This window comes from Agrobacterium larrymoorei (assembly GCF_030819275.1).
GTDB classification, from domain to species: Bacteria; Pseudomonadota; Alphaproteobacteria; order Rhizobiales; family Rhizobiaceae; genus Agrobacterium; species Agrobacterium larrymoorei_B.
Map to the genome: position 1 here is coordinate 822,175 of NZ_JAUTBL010000001.1, position 24,278 is coordinate 846,452.

At 58.9% G+C, this 24,278-nt stretch carries 22 protein-coding genes and 1 pseudogene; 11 read left to right on the forward strand and 12 right to left on the reverse strand.

The window, feature by feature from the left end; translation table 11 throughout:
• Positions 1-3 precede the first annotated feature (3 nt).
• From QE408_RS03800 to QE408_RS03810, 3 genes are read right to left on the reverse strand one after another with little or no spacing between them, the layout of a single operon-like run.
• The gene (locus QE408_RS03800) at positions 4-933 is read right to left on the reverse strand and encodes a prephenate/arogenate dehydrogenase family protein (protein ID WP_306928682.1); all 930 of its coding nucleotides are present in this window, start codon (positions 931-933) and stop codon (positions 4-6) included.
• Positions 933-2,039, reverse strand: a complete 1,107-nt coding sequence (gene hisC / locus QE408_RS03805; RefSeq protein ID WP_306928683.1) for a histidinol-phosphate transaminase — start codon at positions 2,037-2,039, stop codon at positions 933-935. The genes QE408_RS03800 and hisC overlap by 1 nt, the downstream gene beginning before the upstream one ends.
• A gap of 54 nt (positions 2,040-2,093) precedes the next feature.
• Entirely contained in the window at positions 2,094-2,897 is an 804-nt protein-coding gene (locus QE408_RS03810; RefSeq protein WP_306928684.1) for a class I SAM-dependent methyltransferase, read from the reverse strand.
• 102 nt (positions 2,898-2,999) lie between these two features.
• On the opposite strand from QE408_RS03810, the gene gloB reads away from it, so the two are divergent.
• Entirely contained in the window at positions 3,000-3,770 is a 771-nt protein-coding gene (gene gloB, locus QE408_RS03815) for a hydroxyacylglutathione hydrolase (protein ID WP_306928685.1), read from the forward strand.
• A pseudogene (locus QE408_RS03820) lies at positions 3,770-4,202 on the forward strand (cupin domain-containing protein). The gene gloB and the pseudogene QE408_RS03820 overlap by 1 nt, the downstream one beginning before the upstream one ends.
• Before the next feature lie 24 nt (positions 4,203-4,226).
• Here QE408_RS03820 and QE408_RS03825 read toward each other — a convergent pair.
• Positions 4,227-5,000, reverse strand: coding sequence for a DUF3108 domain-containing protein (locus tag QE408_RS03825; protein WP_306928686.1), 774 nt, complete (start codon positions 4,998-5,000; stop codon positions 4,227-4,229).
• Positions 5,001-5,252: 252 nt separating this feature from the next.
• Between QE408_RS03825 and rpmB the strand changes: the two genes are divergently transcribed.
• Positions 5,253-5,543, forward strand: a complete 291-nt coding sequence (gene rpmB / locus QE408_RS03830) for a 50S ribosomal protein L28 (RefSeq protein ID WP_062427600.1) — start codon at positions 5,253-5,255, stop codon at positions 5,541-5,543.
• 192 nt (positions 5,544-5,735) lie between these two features.
• Positions 5,736-6,371 carry a queuosine precursor transporter gene (locus QE408_RS03835; protein ID WP_306928687.1) on the forward strand — a complete coding sequence of 212 codons (636 nt, stop codon included), beginning with the start codon at positions 5,736-5,738 and terminating at the stop codon, positions 6,369-6,371.
• Between the two features lie 210 nt (positions 6,372-6,581).
• On the opposite strand, the gene QE408_RS03840 is transcribed toward QE408_RS03835, so the two are convergent.
• On the reverse strand, positions 6,582-7,058 hold the full coding sequence (locus QE408_RS03840) for an FUSC family protein (RefSeq protein WP_306928688.1): 477 nt from the start codon (positions 7,056-7,058) through the stop codon (positions 6,582-6,584).
• Positions 7,059-7,061: 3 nt separating this feature from the next.
• A complete protein-coding gene (aspS, locus tag QE408_RS03845) occupies positions 7,062-8,849 on the reverse strand; it encodes an aspartate--tRNA ligase (RefSeq protein ID WP_306928689.1) in 1,788 nt (595 codons plus the stop codon).
• Positions 8,850-9,134: 285 nt separating this feature from the next.
• Between aspS and rnd the strand changes: the two genes are divergently transcribed.
• From rnd to QE408_RS03860, 3 genes are all read left to right on the forward strand, one after another.
• Positions 9,135-10,301: a ribonuclease D gene (rnd, locus tag QE408_RS03850; protein WP_306928690.1), complete on the forward strand. Its 1,167-nt coding sequence runs from the start codon at positions 9,135-9,137 to the stop codon at positions 10,299-10,301.
• Between the two features lie 175 nt (positions 10,302-10,476).
• The gene (locus QE408_RS03855) at positions 10,477-11,499 is read left to right on the forward strand and encodes an adenylate/guanylate cyclase domain-containing protein (RefSeq protein WP_306930183.1); all 1,023 of its coding nucleotides are present in this window, start codon (positions 10,477-10,479) and stop codon (positions 11,497-11,499) included.
• Positions 11,500-11,599: 100 nt separating this feature from the next.
• Entirely contained in the window at positions 11,600-12,961 is a 1,362-nt protein-coding gene (locus tag QE408_RS03860) for an esterase-like activity of phytase family protein (RefSeq protein ID WP_306928691.1), read from the forward strand.
• Between the two features lie 137 nt (positions 12,962-13,098).
• On the opposite strand, the gene ppx is transcribed toward QE408_RS03860, so the two are convergent.
• From ppx to QE408_RS03880, 4 genes are all read right to left on the reverse strand, one after another.
• Positions 13,099-14,622 (reverse strand): exopolyphosphatase, encoded by a 1,524-nt coding sequence (ppx, locus tag QE408_RS03865; protein WP_306928692.1) that lies wholly within the window; start codon positions 14,620-14,622, stop codon positions 13,099-13,101.
• Positions 14,619-16,823 carry an RNA degradosome polyphosphate kinase gene (locus QE408_RS03870; protein ID WP_306928694.1) on the reverse strand — a complete coding sequence of 735 codons (2,205 nt, stop codon included), beginning with the start codon at positions 16,821-16,823 and terminating at the stop codon, positions 14,619-14,621. Before QE408_RS03870 ends, ppx begins: the two co-directional genes overlap by 4 nt.
• 63 nt (positions 16,824-16,886) lie before the next feature.
• Positions 16,887-17,600: a DnaA regulatory inactivator HdaA gene (gene hdaA / locus QE408_RS03875; RefSeq protein WP_306928695.1), complete on the reverse strand. Its 714-nt coding sequence runs from the start codon at positions 17,598-17,600 to the stop codon at positions 16,887-16,889.
• On the reverse strand, positions 17,600-18,754 hold the full coding sequence (locus tag QE408_RS03880) for an AI-2E family transporter (protein WP_306928697.1): 1,155 nt from the start codon (positions 18,752-18,754) through the stop codon (positions 17,600-17,602). Before QE408_RS03880 ends, hdaA begins: the two co-directional genes overlap by 1 nt.
• A 234-nt stretch (positions 18,755-18,988) precedes the next feature.
• On the opposite strand from QE408_RS03880, the gene purM reads away from it, so the two are divergent.
• The 4 genes from purM (at position 18,989) to QE408_RS03900 (ending at position 21,428) form a co-directional block, all read left to right on the forward strand.
• Positions 18,989-20,062, forward strand: coding sequence for a phosphoribosylformylglycinamidine cyclo-ligase (gene purM, locus QE408_RS03885; RefSeq protein ID WP_306928698.1), 1,074 nt, complete (start codon positions 18,989-18,991; stop codon positions 20,060-20,062).
• A complete protein-coding gene (purN, locus tag QE408_RS03890; protein ID WP_306928700.1) occupies positions 20,059-20,718 on the forward strand; it encodes a phosphoribosylglycinamide formyltransferase in 660 nt (219 codons plus the stop codon). Before purM ends, purN begins: the two co-directional genes overlap by 4 nt.
• A gap of 71 nt (positions 20,719-20,789) precedes the next feature.
• A complete protein-coding gene (locus QE408_RS03895; RefSeq protein ID WP_306928702.1) occupies positions 20,790-21,029 on the forward strand; it encodes a type II toxin-antitoxin system Phd/YefM family antitoxin in 240 nt (79 codons plus the stop codon).
• On the forward strand, positions 21,030-21,428 hold the full coding sequence (locus tag QE408_RS03900; RefSeq protein WP_306928703.1) for a type II toxin-antitoxin system VapC family toxin: 399 nt from the start codon (positions 21,030-21,032) through the stop codon (positions 21,426-21,428). It abuts the gene before it with no gap.
• A gap of 6 nt (positions 21,429-21,434) precedes the next feature.
• Here QE408_RS03900 and QE408_RS03905 read toward each other — a convergent pair whose 3' ends face one another.
• Both QE408_RS03905 and QE408_RS03910 read right to left on the reverse strand, forming a co-directional pair.
• Positions 21,435-22,052 carry an NUDIX domain-containing protein gene (locus QE408_RS03905; protein ID WP_306928704.1) on the reverse strand — a complete coding sequence of 206 codons (618 nt, stop codon included), beginning with the start codon at positions 22,050-22,052 and terminating at the stop codon, positions 21,435-21,437.
• A gap of 10 nt (positions 22,053-22,062) precedes the next feature.
• A complete protein-coding gene (locus QE408_RS03910; protein WP_306928705.1) occupies positions 22,063-24,261 on the reverse strand; it encodes a molybdopterin-containing oxidoreductase family protein in 2,199 nt (732 codons plus the stop codon).
• Positions 24,262-24,278: the final 17 nt, after the last annotated feature.

Consider the following 24,278-nt stretch of genomic DNA (forward strand, 5'->3'; position numbering starts at 1 on the left):
ACCCTATTTCTTCTGGTCCAGCGAATGGCGGCCGAAGTCCGGCGCATCGACGTCCTGGCCCGCCTGAACGATAGAGCGGCGAATATCGCGGGTGCGAGAAAATAGCTCGAACAGCTTGTCGCCCTCGCCCCAGCGGATCGCGCGCTGCAGATAGGCCAGGTCTTCCGAAAACCGCGCCAGCATTTCGAGGATCGCATCCTTGTTGTGCAGGCAGATATCGCGCCACATTGTGGGATCGGATGCCGCCAGTCGGGTGAAATCACGAAAGCCCGAGGCGGAGTATTTGATCACTTCCGACTCGGTGACCGTCGAAAGATCGTCCGCGGTGCCGACGATATTATAGGCGATGATGTGCGGAAGATGCGAGACGATCGCCAGCACCTTGTCGTGATGCTCCGGGTCCATCTCGTCAACGCGCGAACCGAGCGCCAGCCAGAAACCTTTCAGACGATCGAGCGCGGCAGCATCCGTGCCGGGCAGCGGCGTGAAGATGCACCAGCGATCGCGAAAGAGACCGGCAAAGCCGGCGTCCGGGCCGGATTTTTCCGTACCCGCCAGCGGGTGTCCGGGGATGAAATGCACATGCTCCGGCATATGCGGCGCCATCTGCGCGATGACGGATGCCTTTGTGGAGCCGACATCGGTCACGATCGCGCCCGCCTTCAGATGTGGCGCGATCTGCTTTGCCACATCTTCGGATGCGCCGACGGGAACCGAGACGATGACGAGGTCGGCCTCCCTCACGGCATCAGCCACCGAGGTAGTGTAGGATGTCCCCAGTTCCAACTCCTCGGCGCGCTTCAGCGTCTCTTCGCTTCGCGTCGAGACGACCACCTCGCGTGCGAGGCCGCGTTCTTTGATATCACGAGCAATGGACGAGCCGATCAGGCCGATGCCGATCAGCGCGATGCGTTCGAACAGAATGTCTGCCATCACGCCTGACCCATAAACTCTTTGAGCGCGGCGATGACGCCGAGATTGGCCTCTTCCGAGCCGACCGTCATGCGCAGCGCATTGGCAAAGCCGTAGCCCCGCACCGCGCGCAGGATATAGCCACGGCGGCTCAAGAACTCGTCAGCATCGGCAGCACGCTTGCCATCCTCATCGGGGAAATGAATGAGAACGAAGTTGGTGACGGAGGGGGTGACCTTCAGGCCAAGCTCGGTGAAGACCGAAGTCAATCTGTCGAGCCACAGAAGGTTATGCGCTACGGCCTGCTGCATGAAGGCCTGATCGCGAATGGCCGCAGCGCCTGCGGCAATGGCAGGCGCATTCATGTTGAAGGGGCCACGCACGCGGTTCAGCGCATCGATGATGGCAGCCGGTGCATACATCCAGCCGACGCGCAGCGCTGCCAGACCGTAGACCTTGGAGAAGGTGCGGGTCATGACCACGTTGCCGTTGCCGGAAACGAGCTCAAGACCCGCTTCATAATCATTCTTGCGCACATATTCGGCGTAAGCCGCGTCGAGAACCAGAATGACATTCTTCGGCAGCGTCGCCTGGAGACGACGGATTTCCGAAACCGGAACATAGGTGCCTGTCGGATTGCCCGGATTGGCGATGAACACCATCTTCGTCCTCGGCGTAACCGCGTCGATGATCGCGTCGACATTGACCGTGCAATCCGTTTCCTTGACGGTGACCGGCGTGGCGCCTGCGCCCATGATCTGGATCTTGTAGACGAGAAAGCCGTGTTCGGTGATGATCGCCTCGTCGCCCGCACCGAGATAGACGTGGCAGAGCAGGCCGAGCAATTCATCCGAACCATTGCCGCAGATGATATTGGCCGGGTTCAGGCCGTGAACATCGGCAATCGCCTGACGCAGTGCCACTGCCTGACCGTCCGGGTAGATCTCAAGATTGGACGCCGCCGCCTTGAAGGCTTCGATCGCCTTGGGGCTCGCGCCAAGCGGTGTTTCGTTGGAGGAGAGCTTATAGACCTTGGCCACACCGTCCACATGCTCCTTGCCCGGAACATAGGCGGCGATATCCAGGATACCCGGACGCGGAACAGGTTGGTTAAGCTCTGCACTCATTTCATCGACCTTCGGAAAAGCGCCGGGAAATCCGGCCTGACAATGCCGAAGGCATTAGACTGGAAGCAGCCCTTTGTCGAGTATCAGAGCGTCTTTTGCTGTTCCCGTGTTTTGCGTCAATCTCGTCCGGGTGCTGGGCACACCCTGCGGCGCCAGCACCGGCACGAAAACGCGACGGGACGCACGCTGCGTCACCGGCAGCCCCTGATAGAGACGCTTTTGCGCCTCAACGATGATGACGCCAGAAAAGACCGGCCAGATTCTCCGCCCCATCGTCTCAATGTAACGACGGAACTTCAAAACAGACCGGACCTTGGATGGCGGGAAGAACAGCGCTTCGGAAGAGGCCCCGGGCGTGAAATTCGTTTCGCGCAGAAGTGCCGTCAACTGGCTGCGGGAATAGGGCCGGCCAGAGCCGAAAGGCGTGTGCTCCATGCGCGCCCAGACGCCGCGCCGGTTCGGCACCACGATGACGAGACGCCCGCCGGGCGCCAGCACCCGCCAGAGTTCCTTCAGCGCCTCACGCGGATTTTCGACGAATTCCAGCGAGTGGATCATCAACACGCGATCAATCGAGGAATCGGGCAACGGCAACTCCTCATCAAAGACCAGCGCCGTGGAGGAGAGCTCGCCTGCTGGCCAGTTCACCGCGCCCTGCCCTGCGGGCATGAAGGCAAAGGTGCGCTCCGTATCGTGGCGAAACCGATCGAGAAACGGCACGGCATAGCCGAGACCGACAAGACGCTCATCCGGCATCGATGGCCAAAGCGTCGACAGCGCCATGGTGATCGCCTGTTCGGCGGAACGGCCAAGAGGGGAATGATAAAATTCGCGCAGATCGACGATATCGGTGTTCATGGCTGGAATGTAGCGGCTCGCGAAAGGACTTCAAGCTTGGACTTCAAGCGCGCGTCGCCTAAATAGGAGAGACAGGTTTAAATGCGCGAGAGGGAGCGAACCATGAAGCCGCTGGATATCGAAGTCTTTCCATGCCGAAGCGACAATTTCGGCGTGCTGCTGCATGACAGCGAAAGCGGTACGACAATCTCCATCGATGCGCCGGAAGAAGCGCCGATCCTCGCAGCCCTCAACCGCCGCGGCTGGCAGTTGACCCACATCTTCACCACCCACCACCATCAGGATCATGTGGAAGCCAATCTCGCACTAAAGGAGCGTTTCCACTGCGAAATCCGTGGACCCCATGATGAGGCGGTCGCCATTCCCGGTCTCGACAAGACCGCCGCCGATGGCGACGAATTCGAGATTGCCGGTCGCCGTGTACAGGTCATTGCAACGCCCGGGCATACGGCGGGACATATCTGCTATTATCTTCCCGAAGACGGCTTGCTGTTTGCCGCAGACACGCTGTTTGCCATGGGCTGCGGTCGCCTGTTCGAGCGCCCAGCGGCCGATATGTGGCGCTCTTTCCAGAAGCTGATGGCACTGCCGGACGAGACGCAAGTCTATTTCGGCCATGAGTATACGCTCTCCAACGCCCGCTTCGCCGTCACCGTCGATCCACAGAATGAGGCATTGAAGCGCCGCCTGAGTGACGTCGAGGCGCTACGCAATGAGAACCGCTTCACCATTCCCACGACGATCGCGCTCGAGAAGCAAACCAATCCCTATATGCGCGTGGCGGACACCGGCATCCGCGCCCATCTTGGCCTTGAGGGCGCGACAGATGAGGACGTGTTTGCTGAGATCAGAGCGCGCAAGGATAATTTCTGATGGCAGCAGAACAGTCTGCGGCCGCCATCATTGCCGCCCTCAATCTGGAGCCGCATCCCGAAGGCGGCTTCTATCGCCAGACCTTTCGCGATGCGAATGGCGAAGAGCGCGGCCACTCGACGGCGATCTACTACCTGCTCGAAAAGGGCCAGCGCTCGCACTGGCACAAGGTGATCGACGCCGTCGAAGTCTGGCATTACTACGCTGGGGCGCCGCTATCGCTCCATATGTCCGAGGACGGCAAGAGTGTCACAACTGTGCGCCTCGGCCCAGCGATCCTGGATGGTGAGCAGCCGCAGGCAATCGTCCCATCCAATTGCTGGCAGTCGGCGGAAAGTCTTGGCGACTTCACGCTGGTCGGCTGTACCGTTGCCCCGAGGCTTCGTTTTCGACAGTTTCGTCATGGCCGAACCCGGCTGGGAGCCGGGTTAAAGAGCCACTTCTGCTGGAACGCGATCAGCCGCCATATTTCGTGGCAGTGATGTAGACCTGGCCGACCCTTGTCGGGATGCGCGCATAGACCGGTGCGTAGACATCCATGGTGCTTGCCTTGGCGAACCACACTTCCATGGAGATCGACTTCAGATATTCGATATCCTTGCGACCCTTGCGGAAGCCGGATTTCGGCACATAACGCATGTTGCAGACAACCGCGTCGCCTGAAAAGCCGTTGGTTTTGAAGGGTTTCGTTCCGCTGGAACTCAACACCAGATCGAGACGCGACTCGCCGTCATAGATCGGCAGGCGGCTCGGGCAGATGCGGCCACCGACCGGAAAGATCAGGCCGGAGATCGGGTCGAGCACGGAGCGGAGATCGCGATCCTTCACATCCACCCAATTGTCCGGCCGGGATTCCGGCGCCGGGTTGATGGTGGTCGAGGTGACGTTGCCGTTGCGATACTGCACGTCATAGGTGCGGGTCCGCTTGCCGTCCTTGTAGACCAGCGAATATTCATTCGCCTGCATGCGATTGCCGCGCTTGGCGCCAGACACTGTCGTCTTGCCGGAAATGTCCTTCAGCACGCTGGCGATGCCTGCCGAACTGAAAGAGCCGGAAATTGAATAGGTCGAGCCATTCATCTTTGTCGAGAAGTTGGCGCGTGCGATCGGCAAAACCCCAAGCGCGATGGAATATTCGCTGTCATGGCGCGATTCGGCAGCGAAGGAAGGCGTGAGACCGCAAAGTACCAGGGCTGTAGCGGCAAAAAGTCTTTGTGCATTGACGATCATGGAGATATCACCTCGACGGGCACCGAAAGCCGCGTGTTTCCGGCGATCATATACGCCCACTTGTGGCAATAAAAAAGCGGAAGCCACAGCAAAACCGGTGAAATCGCGTACAAAAGGGCGCGAGCGGCTTGACTGCACGGACGGCTCTGACTATAGAACCGCAACTTTCCAATCATCGGCTGTTGGATTGCAAACCGGATTTTGCCGGAGAGCAGACTGATAGCCATACAGTGACAACGAATAGGTGTACCCATGTCCCGTGTATGCGAATTGACCGGCAAGGGCGTCCAGACGGGCAACAACGTCAGCCACGCCAACAACAGAACCAAGCGCCGGTTCCTCCCGAACCTTTGCCAGGTGACTCTGATTTCCGATTCTCTCGGCCAGCGTTTCCGTCTGCGCGTTTCCGCAGCGGCCCTGCGCTCCGTTGAACATCGTGGCGGCCTCGATGCCTTCCTTCTGAAGTCTGACGAAAACGATCTCTCGATGCGCGCCCGCCTGCTGCGTCGCCAGATCGCAAAGAAGACCGCTGAAGCCGCTTAATCGCAGCTCAAACGTCTATCCTTTTCAAAAGGCTTGAATGGCTCTGCCGCTCAAGCCTTTTGTCTATTTTGGGGTTGGCTTTACGCCTCGGCAATCAGCGTTCCCCTCTTCACGCAAGGCTGCATGACCGTCTGAGACGACTGCCGCCTGCATATGTTTTCTCCAACTGGTGGCATCACCCAGGATAAAAAAATGCCTTACCTGCGCCAAACGCTTATCTACGTGCTGCTGATGACCCTCGTGGTCGTCGCATCGAATATTCTCGTTCAATATCCGCTATCCGGTACTTTGCTCGGGATCAATCTCGGCGATCTGCTGACCTGGGGTGCCTTCACCTATCCTGTCGCCTTTCTCGTGACGGATCTAACCAACCGGCAGTTCGGCCCCTCCATTGCACGTCGCGTCGTGCTGGCGGGCTTCATCGTCGGCGTCACGCTGTCCTTCTGGACCTCGTTGCCACGCATCGCAATTGCTTCCGGGACCGCTTATCTCGTTGGCCAGCTGCTGGATATTTCGGTGTTCAATCGCCTGCGTCGCCAAAGCTGGTGGCGCGCACCGCTGGCTGGCTCCATGTTCGGCTCGGTGCTTGATACAGTCCTGTTTTTCTCGATCGCCTTTGCCGCAAGCTTCGCCTTCATTGGCCCGAACGATGCCTTTGCCATCGAGAATGCTCCGGTCCTTGGTATCCTCTCGCTCGAGGCTCCACGTTGGATCTCTTGGGCGCTCGGCGACCTGTCCGTCAAGGTTCTGGTGGGTCTCGTTCTCCTGCTGCCTTACGGCGCTCTGATGAACACGCTGAAGCCCATGCCGCCGGCACGCTCCGTCTAAGCCAGCTTGGCTCGATAACGTCCGAGAGTCCGAAATGAAAATGAAGCAGCGGAGCTTGATCGCCTCCGCTGCTTTTTGTCGTGCGCAGGCAGCAGCGCCAGCTAAAGCATGGCGCACAAAAGTGTGCCGCGGTTTTGCGATAACGACACGCGATAACAAAGACCTAAAGCGTATGAGCGAATCTGAAAGATCGCGACACGCTTTTAGGCCCTAAAACTTCAGACGTTCACGGAAGAACACAAATGCGACGATGAGGCCTGTGGAAGCACCGACCAGCACGTCGAGAAAGCGCGCTAGGCCTGCGACTTGCGGTCCCATCAACAGCACGAGCATGGCAGATGCTCCTGCCTGGATGGGCACGACCGGCGGCATTCCGAACGAAACGGCAACCATCATGGCGATGAAAGTGGCAGATGCCATTCTGAGCTCTGCAAGCTCCGGCGGAATGACGAGCGCAAACTCGCCCACCACAATGCCGACAGTCACGCCGACGATCAGACCCATTCCTTGTCGGATCTGACTTGGTATGCCCGGCGCCAGACAGATCAGTGCGGCGATCGCAGCAAAGACAGGCTGCTGATGACCGAGCAGATGTCGGGCGGCCCAGAACGCAAAAGCGGCAGCCAAGGCTGCCGCAAGTGCACGGGTGAAAGCTGATTGAAGACGCTCGGCGATCTGCCTGAGCATCGATCAATCCTTCTTGGATGGAACGACGCGCAGACCCAGTTCGCGAAGCTGTGTCGGCGTTGCTGGCGACGGCGCGTTCATCAGAAGATCCTGTGCCTGCTGGTTCATCGGGAACAGCGTGATTTCGCGCAGGTTCTTCGCACCGACAAGCAGCATGACCACACGGTCGATACCGAAAGCGCAACCGCCATGTGGAGGAGCGCCGTACTGGAAGGCGCGGTAGAGGCCACCGAAACGCTCTTCCACGTCGCTCTGCGAGAGACCGACCATTTCGAACGCCTTGACCATCAGTTCCGGCGACTGGTTACGGATGGAGCCCGAAGCAATCTCGAAGCCGTTGCAGACGGCATCATACTGGTAGGCCTTGATCGACAGCGGGTCCTGGTTCTCCAGCGCTTCCATACCGCCCTGCGGCATGGAGAAGGGGTTGTGGGCAAAGTCGATCTTCTTGTCTTCTTCATTGTATTCGAAGAAGGGGAAATCGACGATCCAGCAAAGCTCGAAACGATCGCGATCGACGAGGTTCAATTCCTCGCCAGCGCGGGTGCGGGCCTCACCTGCAAACTTGTAGAACTTGGCGGGATCGCCAGCCACGAAGAAGCAGGCATCACCGGCTTCCAGGCCAAGCTGCGTACGCAGCGCCTCGGTGCGCTCCTCACCGATGTTCTTGGCGAGCGGACCGGAGCCTGCGATCTTGCCGTCTTCTTCTTTCCAGAAGATGTAGCCGAGGCCCGGCTGGCCCTGGCCCTGCGCCCAGGCATTCATGCGGTCGCAGAAGGCGCGGCTACCGCCGGTCTTGGCCGGAATGGCCCAGACTTCGACCTTCGGGTTCGACGCGATCATGTTGGCGAAGACCTTGAAGCCGGAACCGGCGAAATGCTCGGTCACAGCCTGCATGACGATCGGGTTGCGCAGATCCGGCTTGTCGGAACCATATTTGCGGATCGCTTCGTCGTAGGGAATGCGCGGCCATTCTTTCGTGACCGGCTTGCCTTCGGCAAACTGCTCCAGAACCGATGTCATCATCGGCTCCATGGTTGACCAGACGTCTTCCTGCGTCACGAAGCTCATTTCCACGTCGAGCTGGTAGAATTCGCCCGGCAGGCGGTCAGCGCGCGGATCTTCATCGCGGAAGCACGGCGCGATCTGGAAATAGCGGTCGAAACCGGCAACCATCAGAAGCTGCTTGTACTGCTGCGGCGCTTGCGGCAGGGCGAAGAACTTGCCCTCATGAATACGGCTCGGCACGAGGAAGTCGCGCGCGCCTTCCGGCGAAGAGGCCGTCAGGATCGGCGTCGTATATTCGGCAAAGCCAGCCTCTGCCATGCCGTTGCGCATGGCGGAGATGATCTGCGTGCGCTTGACGATGTTCTTGTGCAGTGTCTCGCGGCGAAGATCGAGGAAGCGATACTTCAGGCGAACGTCTTCCGGATAGTCCGGCTCGCCGAAGACCGGCAACGGCAATTCCTTGGCAACGCCCAGCACTTCGATCTCTTGTGCGTAGAGTTCGATTTCGCCCGTCGCCATGGCCTTGTTGACGGTCTCTTCCGAACGCGCCTTGACCTTGCCGTCGATGCGGATCACCCACTCGCCGCGCACCGTTTCAGCCGCCTTGAAAGCCGGGCTGTCCGGGTCGGCAACCACCTGGGTAATGCCATAATGATCGCGAAGGTCGATGAAGAGAACGCCGCCATGGTCTCGAACGCGATGCACCCAACCGGAAAGACGAACGGTCTCGCCGACATGAGACTTGCGAAGAGCGGCACAGGTGTGGCTGCGGTAGCGATGCATGATGGTATCCTGAAGAAGCGTGTCATGGCCTCTGGGGCCGACTTTCGAAATTTGGCGGAAAAGCGCATGGCTGAACCGATTTGTCAAGGAAAAGCGCCACCCGCGAGGCTTTCCTGCCCGTGGAAGATGTCCTGCGAACCGCCAAAGAGAGCCGGATAAGGACAAAATACAGGAGAAGATCGCCGATTGGCAGGGCAAAGCGTGAAGTAAAGCCACCTCTCATATTGACATGCGGCCCCCAAAGGGAAAGTAAGACGGAGTGTTTTCCAGGACTGGCCGAACGTAATGATTGAAACGACAGCAGCACTCGCCGAAGCTTGCAAGGAGCTGGCGAAATCGGAATTCGTCACCATCGACACTGAGTTTCTCCGCGAAACGACCTTCTGGCCGCAGCTCTGTCTCGTCCAGATGGCGAGCCCCACGCTTGAAGTGCTGGTGGACCCGATGGCAAAGGGTATCGATCTGACGCCGCTCTTCGAACTGATGGCCGACTCGAATGTCGTGAAGGTCTTCCATGCTGCCCGTCAGGATATCGAGATCATCTATCATCTGGGCGGTCTTATCCCGCATCCGATCTTCGATACGCAGGTCGCGGCCATGGTCTGCGGCTTCGGCGATTCGATTTCCTACGATCAGCTGGTGCAGAAGACCAAGAACGTCCAGATCGACAAGTCGTCCCGCTTTACCGATTGGAGCCGCCGTCCACTCTCGGAAAAGCAGCTGGATTATGCCTTGGCAGACGTGACCCATCTGCGCGATGTCTATCTGGCGCTGAAGGCGCAGCTTGAGCGTGAAGGCCGTTCGTCCTGGCTCAAGGAAGAAATGGATATCCTTGAAGCGCGCGAGACCTATGACATGCATCCCGACGATGCGTGGCTGCGGCTGAAGTCGCGTCTCCGCAAGCCGACCGAGCTTGCCATCCTGAAATTTGTCGCCGCCTGGAGAGAACGTGAGGCGCGCTCGCGCAACGTTCCGCGTTCGCGCGTGCTCAAAGACGACGCAATCTTTGAGATCGCCCAGCAGCAACCGAAGGACGCTGAAGCCCTGTCGCGCCTGCGCACCGTTCCAAAGGGCTGGGAGCGCTCCACTTCCGGCACCGCGATCATCGAAACGGTCAATGCAGCGCTCGCCCTTCCCAAGGCGGACATGCCGCAGGCGCCGCGCCACAGCCACTCGCCGGAAGGATCTGGTGCCGCCGTCGAGCTGTTGAAGGTGCTTTTAAAGCTGACAGCGGATAAGCACGGCGTGGCCGCCAAGGTTATCGCCAATAGCGACGATCTCGACAAGATCGCCTCTGAAGGCGAAAAGGCCGAGGTTCAAGCCCTCTCCGGCTGGCGGCGTGAACTCTTCGGTGAGCCCGCCCTCAAGCTCATCCGCGGAGAAGTCGCCCTTCGCTTTGCTGGCAAGAAGGTCGAGGCCGTCGAGATGCCGAAAGATCAGGCCACAGCATAAGTCATCGGTGAAAAGTAGGCCTCGTGCAAAACTGCCACAACCGCGCCTCTTCCTGAGAGATTGCTTAAACATCCCTTTTGACGGGACATGATCCGCATTATTATCCCGCATCGGGAAGAATCGACCTGCTCACTTGGGAGGAAGTGGCACCCCACCCCTCATTTAAGGGCAGATGATGAGAAAAATTCTGGCGATGCTGGACTATGTCGTGCTGTTTCTGGCGGTTGCCGGAAGCGGCGTGGTCTATGCATTCCTCGAATATGGCGGTGGCGCCTTCATCGGGGCAACCTACGCCCTGTTTGCCTGCGCGCCGATTCTTGCCTTCGAGCGTGGCCATATTCTGCCCGGCCTGTCCAAGAAGATCAGCATGCTGCCAACGCCCGCCTATATTGTTGTCGGCATGGTGGTTTACGTCATCCTCGTCTTTTGCGGCTTCGGTCTGGGCGGCACCATTCTCTGGGCTACCGGAGTCCTTCCCACCAGCTGGGCGCGCGCGGTGCATGCGGAAATGCAAACGATGGTGTTTACGCTGGGTGTGTGCGCCATCATCGTCTTCATCATGCGTGTGCGCGAGCTTCTGGGGCGCGATATCTTCATCGATCTTATCCTGGGACGCTATCGCAGGCCGGTTAGCGAAGAGCGCGTTTTTCTCTTTATCGATCTGGTCGGTTCCACATCCTTTGCCGAAACCCACGGCGATCTCAAAGCCCAGGAATTCCTCGGAGAGCTTTTTTCCGCCTATGCAGCTCCCGTCAGAAAACACGGCGGTATCATCGACGACTATATCGGCGATGCGGCGATCATCACCTGGCCCTATCATCTCGCAATCCGGCGCGCCGCCTGCATCAACTGCGTCTTCGACATCCTGTCGCAAATCGAAAGCACGCGCGCGACCTGGATTGCAAATTTCGGCACCGTGCCAAAACTCCGCTTCGCCATTCACGGCGGGCCGGTGATTACGGCGGAAATCGGCGTGGACCACCACAAGATCACGTACTTTGGCGACACCGTGAACACGACCGCGCGGCTGGAATCACTTAGCAAGATGCTTGGCCACCCGATCCTGATCTCGTCTGACCTCGCTCACCAGCTTCTGCTGCCCAAGGGCATCAAGAGCCAGTATCTCGGCGAACATGCCGTCAAGGGTCGCGGACAGACACTCGGTGTGTGCGCACTCAGCCGCCAGCCGGCATTGTAAAAAGAAAGCCGTCATCAAAGCTTCAACACGCCTTAGTGCGCCTGTCACAAACGCTGCCTATCGGTCCATTGCGTTCTCATGCAACCGATAGGTATGTTTTATGAAAAAGATCCTCCTTTCCTCCGTAGTTTTTCTGACGCTCGGCAACCTCCAGACGTTCGCCGCAGAGAAGGAGTTCCCGGCAAAACTCGTCTCTCAGGCTATTCTGCCCGCCAACAGCATCATCCCCGCACCAGGGGATGCACCGGACTTTTTGAAAACCGCGGGCAAGTTCACCACGGCAGACCGCAAGCGTGCCGAAGGCATCGGCACGGTGCCCGGCAAGGATGGCGTTCGTCCGACCGGCCTCTCCATGCCGTTCGATGGTCAGGCGATGCAGGGCTTTTCCGGCATCAAGGCCATGGAAGACGGCACCTTCTGGAGCCTGTCCGACAATGGCTTCGGCACGAAGCTGAATTCCAGCGACGCCATGTTGATGCTGCACCATCTGACGTTCGACTGGGACGCCGGCAAGGTCAACGCGCTTGAAACCGTCTTCCTGTCCGATCCCGACAAGAAGGCCCCTTTCCCGATCGTCATGGAAGGCTCGGACAAGCGTTACCTCACCGGCGCAGACTTCGATGTGGAATCCATCCAGCCGGTCTCAGATGGTTTTTGGGTCGGCGAAGAATTCGGTCCCTACATTCTGAAGTTCACCCGCGACGGCAAGCTGACGGATGTGATTGCCACCAAAGCAGGCGACATCGAGGTCAAGTCTCCCGACAACCCAACGCTCACGCTTCCCGGAAACCCGACCCAGAAACTGCCCGCCTTCAATCTGAAGCGCTCCGGTGGCTTTGAGGGCATGGCGCTCTCCAAGGATGGCACGAAGCTCTACGGACTACTGGAAGGCCCGCTTTACAATGCCGACGGTCAGGTCGAAAAGACGGAAGACGGGGCAACGGGCCTGCGCATCATCGAACTCGATGTAGCCTCCAAGGCATGGACCGGTCGCACATGGCTCTATCCTCTGGCCGAAGGCGGCGAGGCGATCGGCGACTTCAACATGCTGGATGACAGCACTGCGCTGGTGATCGAACGCGACAATGGCGCCGGTACGGCCGACAAGGTCTGTGCCGACCCGAAGAAGCCGGAAGCCAACTGCTTTGCAACGCCTGCCAAGGTGAAGCGCATCTACAAGATCGAGTTCAACGACGCAAATGTCGGCAAGGCTGCCCGCAAGATCGGCTATATCGACCTGATGAAAATCGCCGATCCCGACAAGAAGGCCCGCCAGGGCTCTGAAAACGGCATCTACACCATGCCGTTCGTCACGATCGAAAACGTCGACCGCGTCGACGCCAGCCACATCATTGTCGGCAACGACAATAACTTGCCTTTCTCGGCCGGTCGTGCGCTGGACAAGGCAGACGACAACGAGTTTGTCATCCTCGACGTGAAAGACCTGCTCGACGCAAAGTGAGCCCTACAGCATCGGCCCGAAAATCGGACCCGCTTTTCGGAAAGCACGATGCGTAGACTTAAAGGAGATAGAGCGTCGCCATTTCGGCGGCGCCCCCCCTTCAGCGACCCTTACGATCGGTAATGAGTGTTCGCGGGTTATTCGAAAACGAATGCCAGCCGCTTGCCCGTCAGCTTCGCCAATTGCTGCAAGCGTCCATCCAGACGCTCGCCAGCGAAATCGCAATAGTCATGCGGCACGACGAATTCCAAATCGAGATCGGGGTTGTCGGACTTGCGGAACCGGAGATGATCCACCACGCCCGGCATGGAGGCTGAGAAGAGGTAGACGACGCGCAGCAATCCACCCAGCAGCTTGGCAAGTTCAAGCAGGCGGGGGCCAGCCATCTCGGCAAGCGACTGCGTCGTGCCGTTATCGTTCAGGCCTTCGAAGCGATAATAATTGGCGAGCGCGATAAAGGCGCGGCCCGGATGGGTAATGGACACGAAGGACGAGTGAGCAATGACGTTCAGCGCCTGGAGCCCGCGATAATCCGGGTGGGCGCGCCAGCTGATATCCGCCAGAAGACAGGCAGCCTGCCGGTATCGGCCCTCTTCTTCCGTTTCATCAATGCCGAAGACCGGGACGGTTCTGCCGGTCCAATCCGCCAACTCACGCGCATGTTCGGGAGAACGAGCACGAAGAACCGCCAGTTCGTCGGCGGCCACCAGCAGCGGATCTGCGGTTTTGTCTGTCTCGGACAGCAGCGAGTAGAGATAACCTTCACGCACGCCCTGTGCTGAAAAAGCAATCTTTGCTGGCTTCATGACTTCGAGCACTTCGCGCATGGCAATGGCGCCGAAGGGCAGAAGCGAGCGGCGGTTCTTGGAAACGGCCTGCCAGGCGGGATCCTTGCTGTCCTTGGAGGCGATGACCTCGTTCAGGAAGTTCAGCATCTCTTGGAGAGGAAGTTCATAGCCCTGCATCATATGCAGAGGATAATGGGTAATTTCCATGTGGAGCTTGGCGATGTTGCGCCATGTGCCGCCGACGGCGTAGAAGGTCCGGCCTTCCCCCGCCGCCAAAAGTGCTGCGCTTTTCTTGACCTGCTTCTTGGCAAAAGCCGTCGCCTTTTCAAGAGAGCCACCCGCCTGTTCGGAGAGCCTCAAGCCGCCGAGCGGAAGCGTGATCCCCTTGCCGCAGGCGTTGCCCTTGATGTCGATCAGTTCGAGAGACCCGCCGCCCAGATCGCCCGCGATGCCGTCGGGATCGTGAAAGCCGCTGATGACACCATAAGCCGAGTAAAGCGCCTCGCGCTCGCCCGAGAGAACCTCGATTTCGCAACCAAGAATCGCCTCGGCATCGCGAATGAAATCCGGTCCGTTTTCCGCTTCTCGCGCAGCCGCGGTGGCCAACACATGCACCTGGGTGGCCTGTGCCTGATCGGAGAGGGCGCGGAAACGACGAAGCGTCATCAGCGCACGGCGAACGCCTTCCTCATCCATCCGTCCGGTCAAGGCCAGGCCTTTGCCCAGACCGCACAGAACCTTTTCGTTGAACAGCACCACGGGCGCGCGCGAAAGACCTTCATAAACGACAAGGCGAACTGAGTTCGAACCGATGTCGATGACGGAAACGGGGGCATGGCCGACGAGCCGCCCCTGTGCTTCTGATCGTGTCATTCAGCCTGTTTCTTGCGGGACGAAATCAACCCGGCAATCAGTTTTGGCGCACTGGACTTCAAAGCTTCACCACGTCCGGACAGGCTGGGATTGGTCATGAAATAGTGCTGCGCGTTGAACGGTTCCTCGCCCTTGCGCACCTCGATACGCCTGGACGTTCCGTCGGGAAGTATCTCGTAGCTTTGCTGGTTGTCAATGAGATTGCCGAGCATGATCTGCGAAAGAACCTGCTCATGCACAGTCGGATTGACGAGCGGCACGAGGGTCTCGACGCGTCGATCGAGGTTTCGCGGCATCATGTCGGCAGAGCCGATATAGACCAGCGCCTTATCCGATGGGAGGCCGTGACCATTGCCGAAACAAAAGATGCGGCTATGCTCCAGAAAGCGGCCGACGATGGATTTGACGCGGATATTGTCCGACAGGCCCGGCACCTGCGGGCGAAGGCAGCAGATGCCGCGCACCACCAGATCGATCTCCACGCCTGCGGCACTGGCGCGATAGAGCGCGTCGATGATTTCCGGATCGACCAGAGAATTCATCTTCATCCAGATGGCAGCGGGCGCGCCATTCTTGGCATGCTCGATTTCATCATTGATGTGCTTGAGGATACGCGGACGCAACGTATAGGGGGAGACCGCCAGCTTCATGCCTTCTTCCGGCTCGCCATAGCCGGTGATGAAGTTGAAGATATTCGCCATGTCATGGGCGATCTTCGGATTGCAGGTGAAGAAGGACAGGTCGGTATAGATCTTGGCGGTCACCGGATGGTAGTTGCCGGTGCCGAGATGGCAGTAGGTCCGCAGCTTTCCGTCTTCACGACGCACGACCATCGACATCTTCGCGTGGGTCTTGAGTTCGATGAAGCCGAACACGACCTGCACGCCAGCACGCTCCAGATCGCGCGCCCAGCGGATGTTGGCTTCTTCATCGAAGCGAGCCTTGAGCTCAACCAGTGCCGTCACCGACTTTCCAAGTTCGGCGGCATCGATCAGCGCGCGAACGATCGGGCTGTCATTGGAGGTGCGGTAAAGCGTCTGCTTGATCGCCAAAACGTCCGGATCGCGTGCGGCCTGCAACAGGAACTGCACAACGACATCGAAGCTTTCGTAAGGGTGGTGAACCACCATGTCCTTTTCGCGAATGGCGGCGAGGCAATCGCCCATATGTTCGCGAACACGCTCCGGGAAGCGGGCATTGTAGGCTTCGAATTTGAGGTCTTCTCTCGGCGCCTTGGCGAGTTCCGAGATGGTATTGAGCGCCAGAAGACCGGGCAGAACCGCCACACGATTTTCCGGCACATCCAGTTCGTGGACCACGAACTGACGCAAGGAATGCGGCATTTCGCTGTCGGTTTCGATGCGGATCACGGAGCCACGACGACGGCGTTTCAGGGCGCTTTCAAAGTAGCGCACCAGATCTTCCGCCTCTTCTTCCAGCTCGATATCGCTGTCGCGGATGATACGGAAGGTGCCGAAGCCCCTGACGGTATATCCGGGGTAGAGCCTGTGGATGAAGAGACCGACCGTATCTTCCAGGGTGATGTAACGGATGGCGGTCTTATCGTCGGGTAGACGGATGAAGCGGTCTAGCGCGGTCGGAAGGCGCAGCAGCGCCGTCATCGGCTCACGGCCATTGACGCTGTCCAACTGCAGGCCCATCGAGAAGCCGAGATTGGGAATGAAGGGGAACGGATGCGCCGGATCGATGGAGAGCGGCGTCAGAACAGGAAAAATCCGTTCCTCGAACTCGTTCTCGAGCCAGGTGCGGTCTTCGTCCGTAAGCGCGCCCGGACGGACGATGTAGATATCTTCCTTGGCCAAATACTGCTGCAGCACGGCAAGCGACGCCTGTTGCTCCATCTGGAGGTTGTCGATTTCCTTCAGAATGTCTTCAAGCTGCTCGGCGGGCGTTTTGCCATCCGGGGTCTTCATCGTCACCGACTGGCGTACCTGACCTTCGAGACCGGCAACGCGCACCATGAAGAATTCATCGAGGTTGGCGGCGGAAATGGAAAGGAATCGCAGTCTTTCCAGAAGCGGATGCGCGGGGTTCAGCGTCTCTTCGAGAACGCGGCGGTTGAATTGGAGCCAGGAGAATTCGCGGTTCACAAATCGAGTAGGGCTATCCCAGAGATTTTCAACCTCCGCTGCCTGTGCCGATTGACCGCCCTCCAATTCTTCCTGCACAACCGAATCCATAAATCACCCGCCCCTTTTCAGTTTCCATGGCCGTATAACAGTTTGACGACGGAACTATGACAGTCAATCGTCCTGCGAAGCGGCACCCAGTTCATTCAGAACCTCCGCCGCCAGCGACCGGCTGATGCGCGTGCCGCGCGAAAGCGCCAGACGATCCAGCCTTTCCACGATGATCTGCGCCGTGTCGAGCGAACGTTCCATTCTTGCCACGATATAGCTGACGAGTTTGTCATCCATGTAAAGCTGACGGTCGGCAAAGAGCTTCATCAGCACCTGCGCCAACAGGTTCTCGTCCGGCTCGCCGATCTCCACCACGGTGGCCGCCTTCAACCGCGAGCGTAAGTCCGGTAGCGATACGGGCCAAGTGGCCGGCCATTGCCGCGTGGTGATCAGAAGCGACGTGCCGTTCTCCCGCACGCTGTTGATCACGTGGAAAAGCTCGGTGTCGTCGAAACCGACGCGATCGGCATCCTCAAATAGCACGGGTCCCTTTTCGGCGGCGCGGGCGGCATCCGATCCTTTCTGAGGATTGATCTGGACGGCACTGCTGGTGTTCTTCCAGATCGCAGCGAGATGCGACTTGCCGGATCCGGGAGGGCCAGCGAGGATGACGACCGGCGAGGGCCATTTCGGCCATTCGTCGACAATGCTGACCGCCGCATCCAGAGGAGCGGCCACCAGCAAATCGTCACGGCCCGTTGCGCTGTTATGAGAGAATGCAAGCGGCAACTGTTCGGCTTTGGGCCGGAAGGGGCCGGGCTTATCACTTTCCGTCATCAATCAGCTCGGGAGTCGATCTGCGTGTCGATCTTCTGCGATGGCACGATATCAGGTTGCCAAGGCAGGTTGGCGGCGCGACCATGATAGAGATCGCTTTCCAGATAGCGCGACAGGGCGAAGCGAACGAGAACGCCGACAGCTGCCGCAGCTGGCACGGCAACCAACAGGCCGACGAAGCCGAACAGCGCGCCAAACGCAAAGAGCGCAAACATCAGCCACACCGGATGCAGGCCAACGCTGCTACCGACCAACTTCGGTTGAAGGATATTGCCCTCGATGAACTGGCCGGAGAAGAACACAGCCAGCGTCAGGATCACATAAATATAATCCGGCCAGAACTGGACGAGTGCCACGCCGACAGCGAGAACCAGCCCCACCATGGAGCCGATATAGGGAATGAAACTGATGGCACCGGCAAACATGCCAATCAGCAGGCCGAAATTGAGGCCGACAAGCGAAAGGCCGACGGCATAATAAACGCCGAGAATGATGCAGAGTGACCCCTGCCCGCGAATGAAGCCGGCAATCGTTGAATCCATCTCGCGGGCAATCTGGCGCACGGTGGCAACGTGATCGCGCGGCACCCAGCTGTCGACCTTGTCGATCATCCGGTCCCAGTCCAAGAGCAGGTAGAAGGCGACGACTGGTGTGACCACCAGAAGCGAAATGACATCCACCAGAGACTTGCCGGAATTCCAGATCTGCGTCAGCAACGTGCCGATAAAGCCCGCACCCTCCGTCAACAGCTTGGAGAAATTCTCCTTAACCGTGGCGATCTGCGCGCTGACCCAGGCGGGCAAGAGATTGGTATCTGCGCCTGCGATCAATTGCTGAAGCGACGAGATATATTGCGGAATGCGGCTGATGAATTCAGACGCCTGCGCAGCAATCAACGGAATGATGATGATCAGCGACAGCGCAAAGAGTAGCACGAAGGAAATCAGGATGAACACGCTGGCCATCATGCGGCTCAGACCGCGACGCTCCAGCCAATCGGCAACCGGGTCGAGAAAATAGGCCAGCGCCATGCCCGCCACGAAGGGCAGCAGAATGGAACTGAAGACCATCAGGAAGACGACGAAAACGACAAGCGCACCCAGCCAGAAGAATATCTGGCGTCTTAGATTGATGCCTCTGATCTGTGGCTGCATCTCATTTTCCTTCGTGGCACGTGACGCCTCATAACGCACTGCAACGAGATAGGATGCCCCGATAGGAGAGGTCAAGGGTGACGACAGGTGGTCAGACACCTCAACAGCGCATTGCTCAACGCGTCAATGAGGGCAAAAAGGCACGAAAAACGTGGGCTGCAACGCTCTTACCCTTGCATCGACAACCGTCTCATGCGAATGGCGAGCCCAAGAAAACCAGCGGAGACGAGAGCCATGAGCCAGTCGGGCAAGAACGGTCTTACCTACAGCGATGCAGGCGTGGATATCGATGCCGGAAACCTGATGGTCGAGAAGATCAAGCCTGCCGTCCGCTCCACCCGTCGTCCCGGTGCGGATGGTGAAATCGGTGGCTTCGGCGGACTGTTCGACCTGAAGGCCGCAGGCTTCACCGATCCGGTTCTGGTTGCCGCCAATGATGGCGTCGGCACCAAGCTGAAGATCGCGATCGACGCGAATTTTCATGACACGGTGGGTATCGACCTCGTTGCCATGTGCGTCAACGATCTGGTCGTTCAGGGCGCAGAGCCTCTTTTCTTCCTGGACTATTTTGCCACCGGCAAGCTCGATCCGGATCAGGGTGCAGCCATCGTCAACGGCATTGCGGCCGGTTGCCTGGAATCCGGTTGCGCGCTGATCGGCGGCGAGACGGCTGAAATGCCGGGCATGTATTCCGATGGTGACTATGATCTCGCGGGCTTTGCCGTCGGCGCTGCCGAACGAGGCCAGCTTCTGCCTGCTGGCGACATCGCCGAAGGCGACGTGATCCTTGGTCTTTCTTCCTCCGGCGTTCACTCCAACGGCTTCTCGCTGGTGCGCAAGATCGTGTCGCTCTCCGGCCTCGACTGGGATGCGCCAGCGCCGTTCGCCGAAGGCAAGAAGCTTGGCGAAGCCCTGCTGACCCCCACCCGTATCTATGTGAAGCCGCTTTTGAAGGCGATCCGCGAGACCGGCGCACTGAAGGCACTGGCCCACATCACCGGCGGCGGTTTTCCGGAAAACATTCCGCGCGTGCTGCCGAAGCATCTGGCTGCGGAAATCGATCTCGAATCCATTGAGGTGCCTGCAGTATTCTCCTGGCTTGCAAAGACCGGCGGCGTGGCGGCAAACGAGATGCTCCGCACCTTCAACTGCGGCGTCGGCATGATCGTCGTCGTTTCCGCCGAGAACGCCAAAGTCGTCACAGACGCCTTGACCGCCGAGGGCGAAACCGTCTTTCCGCTGGGACGCATGGTTGCCCGTGAAGAGGGCGCGCATGGCACGATCTATAAGGGCACGCTCGAACTATGAGCCTCAGCGCTCCCCGCAAGCGCGTCGTCGTCTTCATTTCCGGCAGCGGCTCCAACATGGTGGCGCTGGCCGAAGCCTGCCGTGACCCGGATTTTCCCGCAGAGATCGCTTGCGTCATCTCCGACAAGCCGACGGCGGGCGGGCTTGCCAAGGCGCAGGGTTTCGGCATTCCAACGCTGGTTTTCGAACGCAAGAATTACGCCAGCAAGAGCGAGCATGAAGGTGCGATCCTGGCAGCGCTTGGTGAACTTGCGCCTGATATCATCTGCCTTGCCGGCTATATGCGCCTGATCTCTGGTGAATTCATCGCGCCTTACGAAGGCCGGATCATCAATATCCATCCATCGCTTCTGCCGCTCTTCCCCGGCCTCCATACCCATCAGCGCGCCATCGACAGCGGCATGAAGATCACCGGCTGCACCGTGCATTTCGTTACCGAAGGCATGGATGAAGGCCCGATCATCGGCCAGGCGGCCGTGCCTGTTATCGCAGGCGATACGGCCGAAGGGCTCGCCGCACGTGTTCTTACCGTTGAACACAAACTCTACCCATTATCGCTGAAGCTGCTTGCCGAAGGTAAAGTGCGGGTGGAGAGTGGCAAAGTGGTACGAAATGGCAACCAAACGTCCACCAGCGAGACGCTGCTCTCTGCTTGAGATTAGCTTGGTCAAGCCTTGACCAAGTCGCTTTTGCTCCGATATTTTTTAAATAGTGGAGCATGAGGACGATGACACTGACCGTAAAAGTGGGTGAAGCAAAGACACATCTTTCAGAGCTTCTTGCAAAGGTGGAAGCGGGTGAAGACGTGATTATTGCACGGGGCAACGACGCGGTGGCCCGTCTCGTCAGGGCAAACGACGTTCAGGCTCGTAAGCAACTGATAGAAACATTGCGCTCTGAGCGTGCCGCACGCGTTCACGTCACTGCGGATGAGATTCGGGATTGGAAGACTGAAGGCCGACTTTAAATGCCCTTTGTCGTTGACGCCTCGGTGGTCGCTGCCTGGTTTCTACCTGACGAAACCAATGAAGTAGCGGATAAGGCCCTTTCCAGGCTCGAGCATGACGATGCTTTCGCTCCCGATCTTCTCGCCCATGAGCTTTACAACATTCTCATCACGGCGGAGCAACGAAAGCGTATCGATCAGGAAAATGTTCTCTCCATCTTGCTACGGTTTCAAAGCCTTCCGCTGACCCTTGTATCGGGCGGCGATTCGGTCTCCGTCATAAAGCTTGCGCAACGCCATACGCTCTCCGCATATGATGCGGCCTATCTCGCGCTTGCCACAGGACGAAACATGCCGCTGGCCACAGCCGATAGGAAGCTCTCCGCAGCAGCCCTTGCGGAAAACGCGTCCTTCGTCTGACAGTCGTTACAAACTCGCTCTATTGAGCATCGCCCATTGCAGCATGATGATCGTCTTGGAATCGGTGATCTCGCCGGATGCGATCATGTCATAGGCGGCGTCGAGGGGGACGGTCATGACTTCGATGTCCTCCCCCTCGTTTTCAAGCCCCCCGCCCTCTCCCGCCTTCACATCGAGATCGACACGGGCGTAGAAGAGGCTGACCTTCTCGGTCAATGTGCCGGGGCTGGCATAGGTATCAAAGAGATAACGCGGCGCGCTGACGGCATAGCCGGTTTCTTCCATGGATTCACGGCGAATGGCCTCGTCCGGCTGATCGCCATCGGTCAGACCGGCGGGGATTTCCAGCATGAAGCTCGGGTCGCCATTCACATAGGCGCCGGGGCGGAACTGGCGAACCAGCACCACATCCTCCCGCTTCGGATCGAAAAGCAGGATCGCGGCGGCCACGCCGTGATCATGCACCTCGCGATGGATGCGGAACGTGCGCCCGTCACGAGCCTGCTGTTCGAAAATCATCGTCTGCAAATGGATGAAGTTCTTCCAAACCGTCTGCTTTTCGATGAGCTTGACGCGCGCCTCGTCATCGACCTGCGATACTGGACCAGCAGTGGATCGCATCATCAAACTCCCATCAGGCTTTCTTCAGCCACACCTTGTTATCGTGGAACGCCGCTCCGCCATAGGGCGCAACAGCATCGGCGCCCGTCAAGACATTGATACCCTCGCCGTCGAGATGCGCCTTGTTGGGCCAGAGCCCTTCGGCAATCAGCACGCCGGGGCGAGCGCCCTCGACGATCTTAGCATGGATCCGCACATCGCCGCGCGCATTGCCGATCTGAACCACATCCCCTTCTGCGATGTCGAGGCGCACGGCATCGATGGGGGAAATCATCAGCTCTGGACGGCCTTCCTTTTGCACCGAGGTCTTGGTTTCCGCGAAGGTGGAATTCAGGAAGTTGCGAGCGGGAGACGTGGCAAGCCGGAAAGGATGCTCGGCGTCGACCGTTTCGATCACATCAACCTGATCCGGAAATTTCGGAAACGCGTCGGCCGGCCCCATGACGCCGACATTTTTCGGCGGCTTGTTCGGCGATGGGCCGTTCTGCCAATCGGGGCTGAAACGGAACTTGCCATCGCCGTATCCGAAACCTTTGAGATAATGCGCGACCTCGAATTCAGGCTGCGCATCGATCCACTTTTCTTCAGCCAGATTGTCGAAGCTGCCCCAGCCACTCGCTTGAAGAATCGTCTCGACATGCTTGCGCTCGCTGAGGCCGAAGCCCGGCATATGATCGATACCAAGGCGCTTGGCGAGTTCTTCAATGACGAAGAGATTTGTGCGCACAGTCTCCGGTGGTTCGACCAGCTTGGGCCCAAGGAGAATATGGTTCTGCCCGCCCGCGCGATAGAGATCGTCATGCTCAAGGAACATCGTGGCCGGTAGAACGATATCGGCAATCTCTGCCGTCTCCGTCATGAACTGCTCATGCACGGCGACGAACAGATCCTCGCGCTGAAAGCCCTGCTTCACCAGTCTCTGTTCCGGACAGACATTGGCCGGATTGGTGTTCTGGATCAACATGGCCGTCACCGGACCGCCGCCGCGCAGCGCCTCGGCATCGCCAGTCAGGATGCGACCAACCTGCGACTGATCGAGCTGGCGCACATTCGGATCGGCATAGGCCGTTCCCATGAGCTCCGCCTTGTTCAGCCGGAAGATATCGCCGTTATTGTGAAACGCGCCGCCACCCTCATATTGCCAGGATCCGAGTACGGTGGCGATGGAAAGCGCGGCATGCATGGCAACCGCACCATTGCGCTGGCGGGCAAAGCCATAGCCGAGGCGAAAGAAGCTTTTCTTCGTCGTTCCGATGAGCCTCGCGAAAGCCTCGATCTCTTCCACAGAAAGACCGGTGATCTCGGCAGCCCATTGCGGTGTCTTCGACGCAAGATGCGCCTCGAGCCCCGCCGGATCGTCGGTGAACTTCGCCATATAGGCGCGGTCGGCATAGCCATCCCGGAAAGCGATATGCATCACGGCACAGGCAAGAGCCGCGTCCGTGCCCGGCCGCACGACCAGCTTCATATCAGCCTGCTTCATCGTCGGATTGTCGTAGATATCGACAACGACGATCTTCGCGCCGCGTTCCTTGCGCGCCTTGACCGCGTGGGTCATGACGTTGACCTGGGTGGCGACGGCATTGGTGCCCCAGATGACGACGACATCGGCCTTTGCCATCTCGCGCGGGTCCGGTCCGCGCAGCGCGCCGGTGCCCATCACATAGCCGGTCCAGGCCATGTTGGTGCAGATGGAGCCGAAGAAACCGGAATATTTCTTGGCGTGGCGCAGCCGCTCGATGCTGTCGCGCTGCACCTGCCCCATCGTACCGGCATAGAAATAGGGCCAAACGGCTTCGGCACCATGCGCAGCTTCCGCCTCGATGAAGGCATTGGCGATTTCGTCCAGCGCGTCGTCCCAGCCGATCTCTTGCCACTCGCCAGCGCCTTTAGCGCCCTTGCGACGCTTCGGCGTCAGCAACCGGCCCGGATGATAGATCCGTTCCGAGTAGCGCGCGACCTTGGCGCAGATCACACCCGCCGTGTAGGTATTAGAGTTGGCGCCACGCACACGGCCAATGCGGCCATCGGCGTTGATATCGACCTCCAGCGCGCAGGCGCTCGGACAGTCATGGGGACATACGGTATGGCCGACGCGAGTGGCTTCGGTCACGGCTTTGGCGGAAATCGGGGTCGCAACGTTCATAGATTTTCTATATTGCATCTGCGAGATCGCCAAAAGGGCGAAGTGACGCGCATCAAGATAATTCATAAAAGGCATCGCCCCCG

Coding starts and splice junctions, on each gene's coding strand:
- QE408_RS03800 (WP_306928682.1), bottom strand. CDS start 933: ATGGCAGACATTCTGTTCGAACGCATCGCGCTGATCGGCATCGGCCTG.
- hisC (WP_306928683.1), bottom strand. CDS start 2,039: ATGAGTGCAGAGCTTAACCAACCTGTTCCGCGTCCGGGTATCCTGGAT.
- QE408_RS03810 (WP_306928684.1), bottom strand. CDS start 2,897: ATGAACACCGATATCGTCGATCTGCGCGAATTTTATCATTCCCCTCTT.
- gloB (WP_306928685.1), top strand. CDS start 3,000: ATGAAGCCGCTGGATATCGAAGTCTTTCCATGCCGAAGCGACAATTTC.
- QE408_RS03825 (WP_306928686.1), bottom strand. CDS start 5,000: ATGATCGTCAATGCACAAAGACTTTTTGCCGCTACAGCCCTGGTACTT.
- rpmB (WP_062427600.1), top strand. CDS start 5,253: ATGTCCCGTGTATGCGAATTGACCGGCAAGGGCGTCCAGACGGGCAAC.
- QE408_RS03835 (WP_306928687.1), top strand. CDS start 5,736: ATGCCTTACCTGCGCCAAACGCTTATCTACGTGCTGCTGATGACCCTC.
- QE408_RS03840 (WP_306928688.1), bottom strand. CDS start 7,058: ATGCTCAGGCAGATCGCCGAGCGTCTTCAATCAGCTTTCACCCGTGCA.
- aspS (WP_306928689.1), bottom strand. CDS start 8,849: ATGCATCGCTACCGCAGCCACACCTGTGCCGCTCTTCGCAAGTCTCAT.
- rnd (WP_306928690.1), top strand. CDS start 9,135: ATGATTGAAACGACAGCAGCACTCGCCGAAGCTTGCAAGGAGCTGGCG.
- QE408_RS03855 (WP_306930183.1), top strand. CDS start 10,477: ATGAGAAAAATTCTGGCGATGCTGGACTATGTCGTGCTGTTTCTGGCG.
- QE408_RS03860 (WP_306928691.1), top strand. CDS start 11,600: ATGAAAAAGATCCTCCTTTCCTCCGTAGTTTTTCTGACGCTCGGCAAC.
- ppx (WP_306928692.1), bottom strand. CDS start 14,622: ATGACACGATCAGAAGCACAGGGGCGGCTCGTCGGCCATGCCCCCGTT.
- QE408_RS03870 (WP_306928694.1), bottom strand. CDS start 16,823: ATGGATTCGGTTGTGCAGGAAGAATTGGAGGGCGGTCAATCGGCACAG.
- hdaA (WP_306928695.1), bottom strand. CDS start 17,600: ATGACGGAAAGTGATAAGCCCGGCCCCTTCCGGCCCAAAGCCGAACAG.
- QE408_RS03880 (WP_306928697.1), bottom strand. CDS start 18,754: ATGCAGCCACAGATCAGAGGCATCAATCTAAGACGCCAGATATTCTTC.
- purM (WP_306928698.1), top strand. CDS start 18,989: ATGAGCCAGTCGGGCAAGAACGGTCTTACCTACAGCGATGCAGGCGTG.
- purN (WP_306928700.1), top strand. CDS start 20,059: ATGAGCCTCAGCGCTCCCCGCAAGCGCGTCGTCGTCTTCATTTCCGGC.
- QE408_RS03895 (WP_306928702.1), top strand. CDS start 20,790: ATGACACTGACCGTAAAAGTGGGTGAAGCAAAGACACATCTTTCAGAG.
- QE408_RS03900 (WP_306928703.1), top strand. CDS start 21,030: ATGCCCTTTGTCGTTGACGCCTCGGTGGTCGCTGCCTGGTTTCTACCT.
- QE408_RS03905 (WP_306928704.1), bottom strand. CDS start 22,052: ATGATGCGATCCACTGCTGGTCCAGTATCGCAGGTCGATGACGAGGCG.
- QE408_RS03910 (WP_306928705.1), bottom strand. CDS start 24,261: ATGAATTATCTTGATGCGCGTCACTTCGCCCTTTTGGCGATCTCGCAG.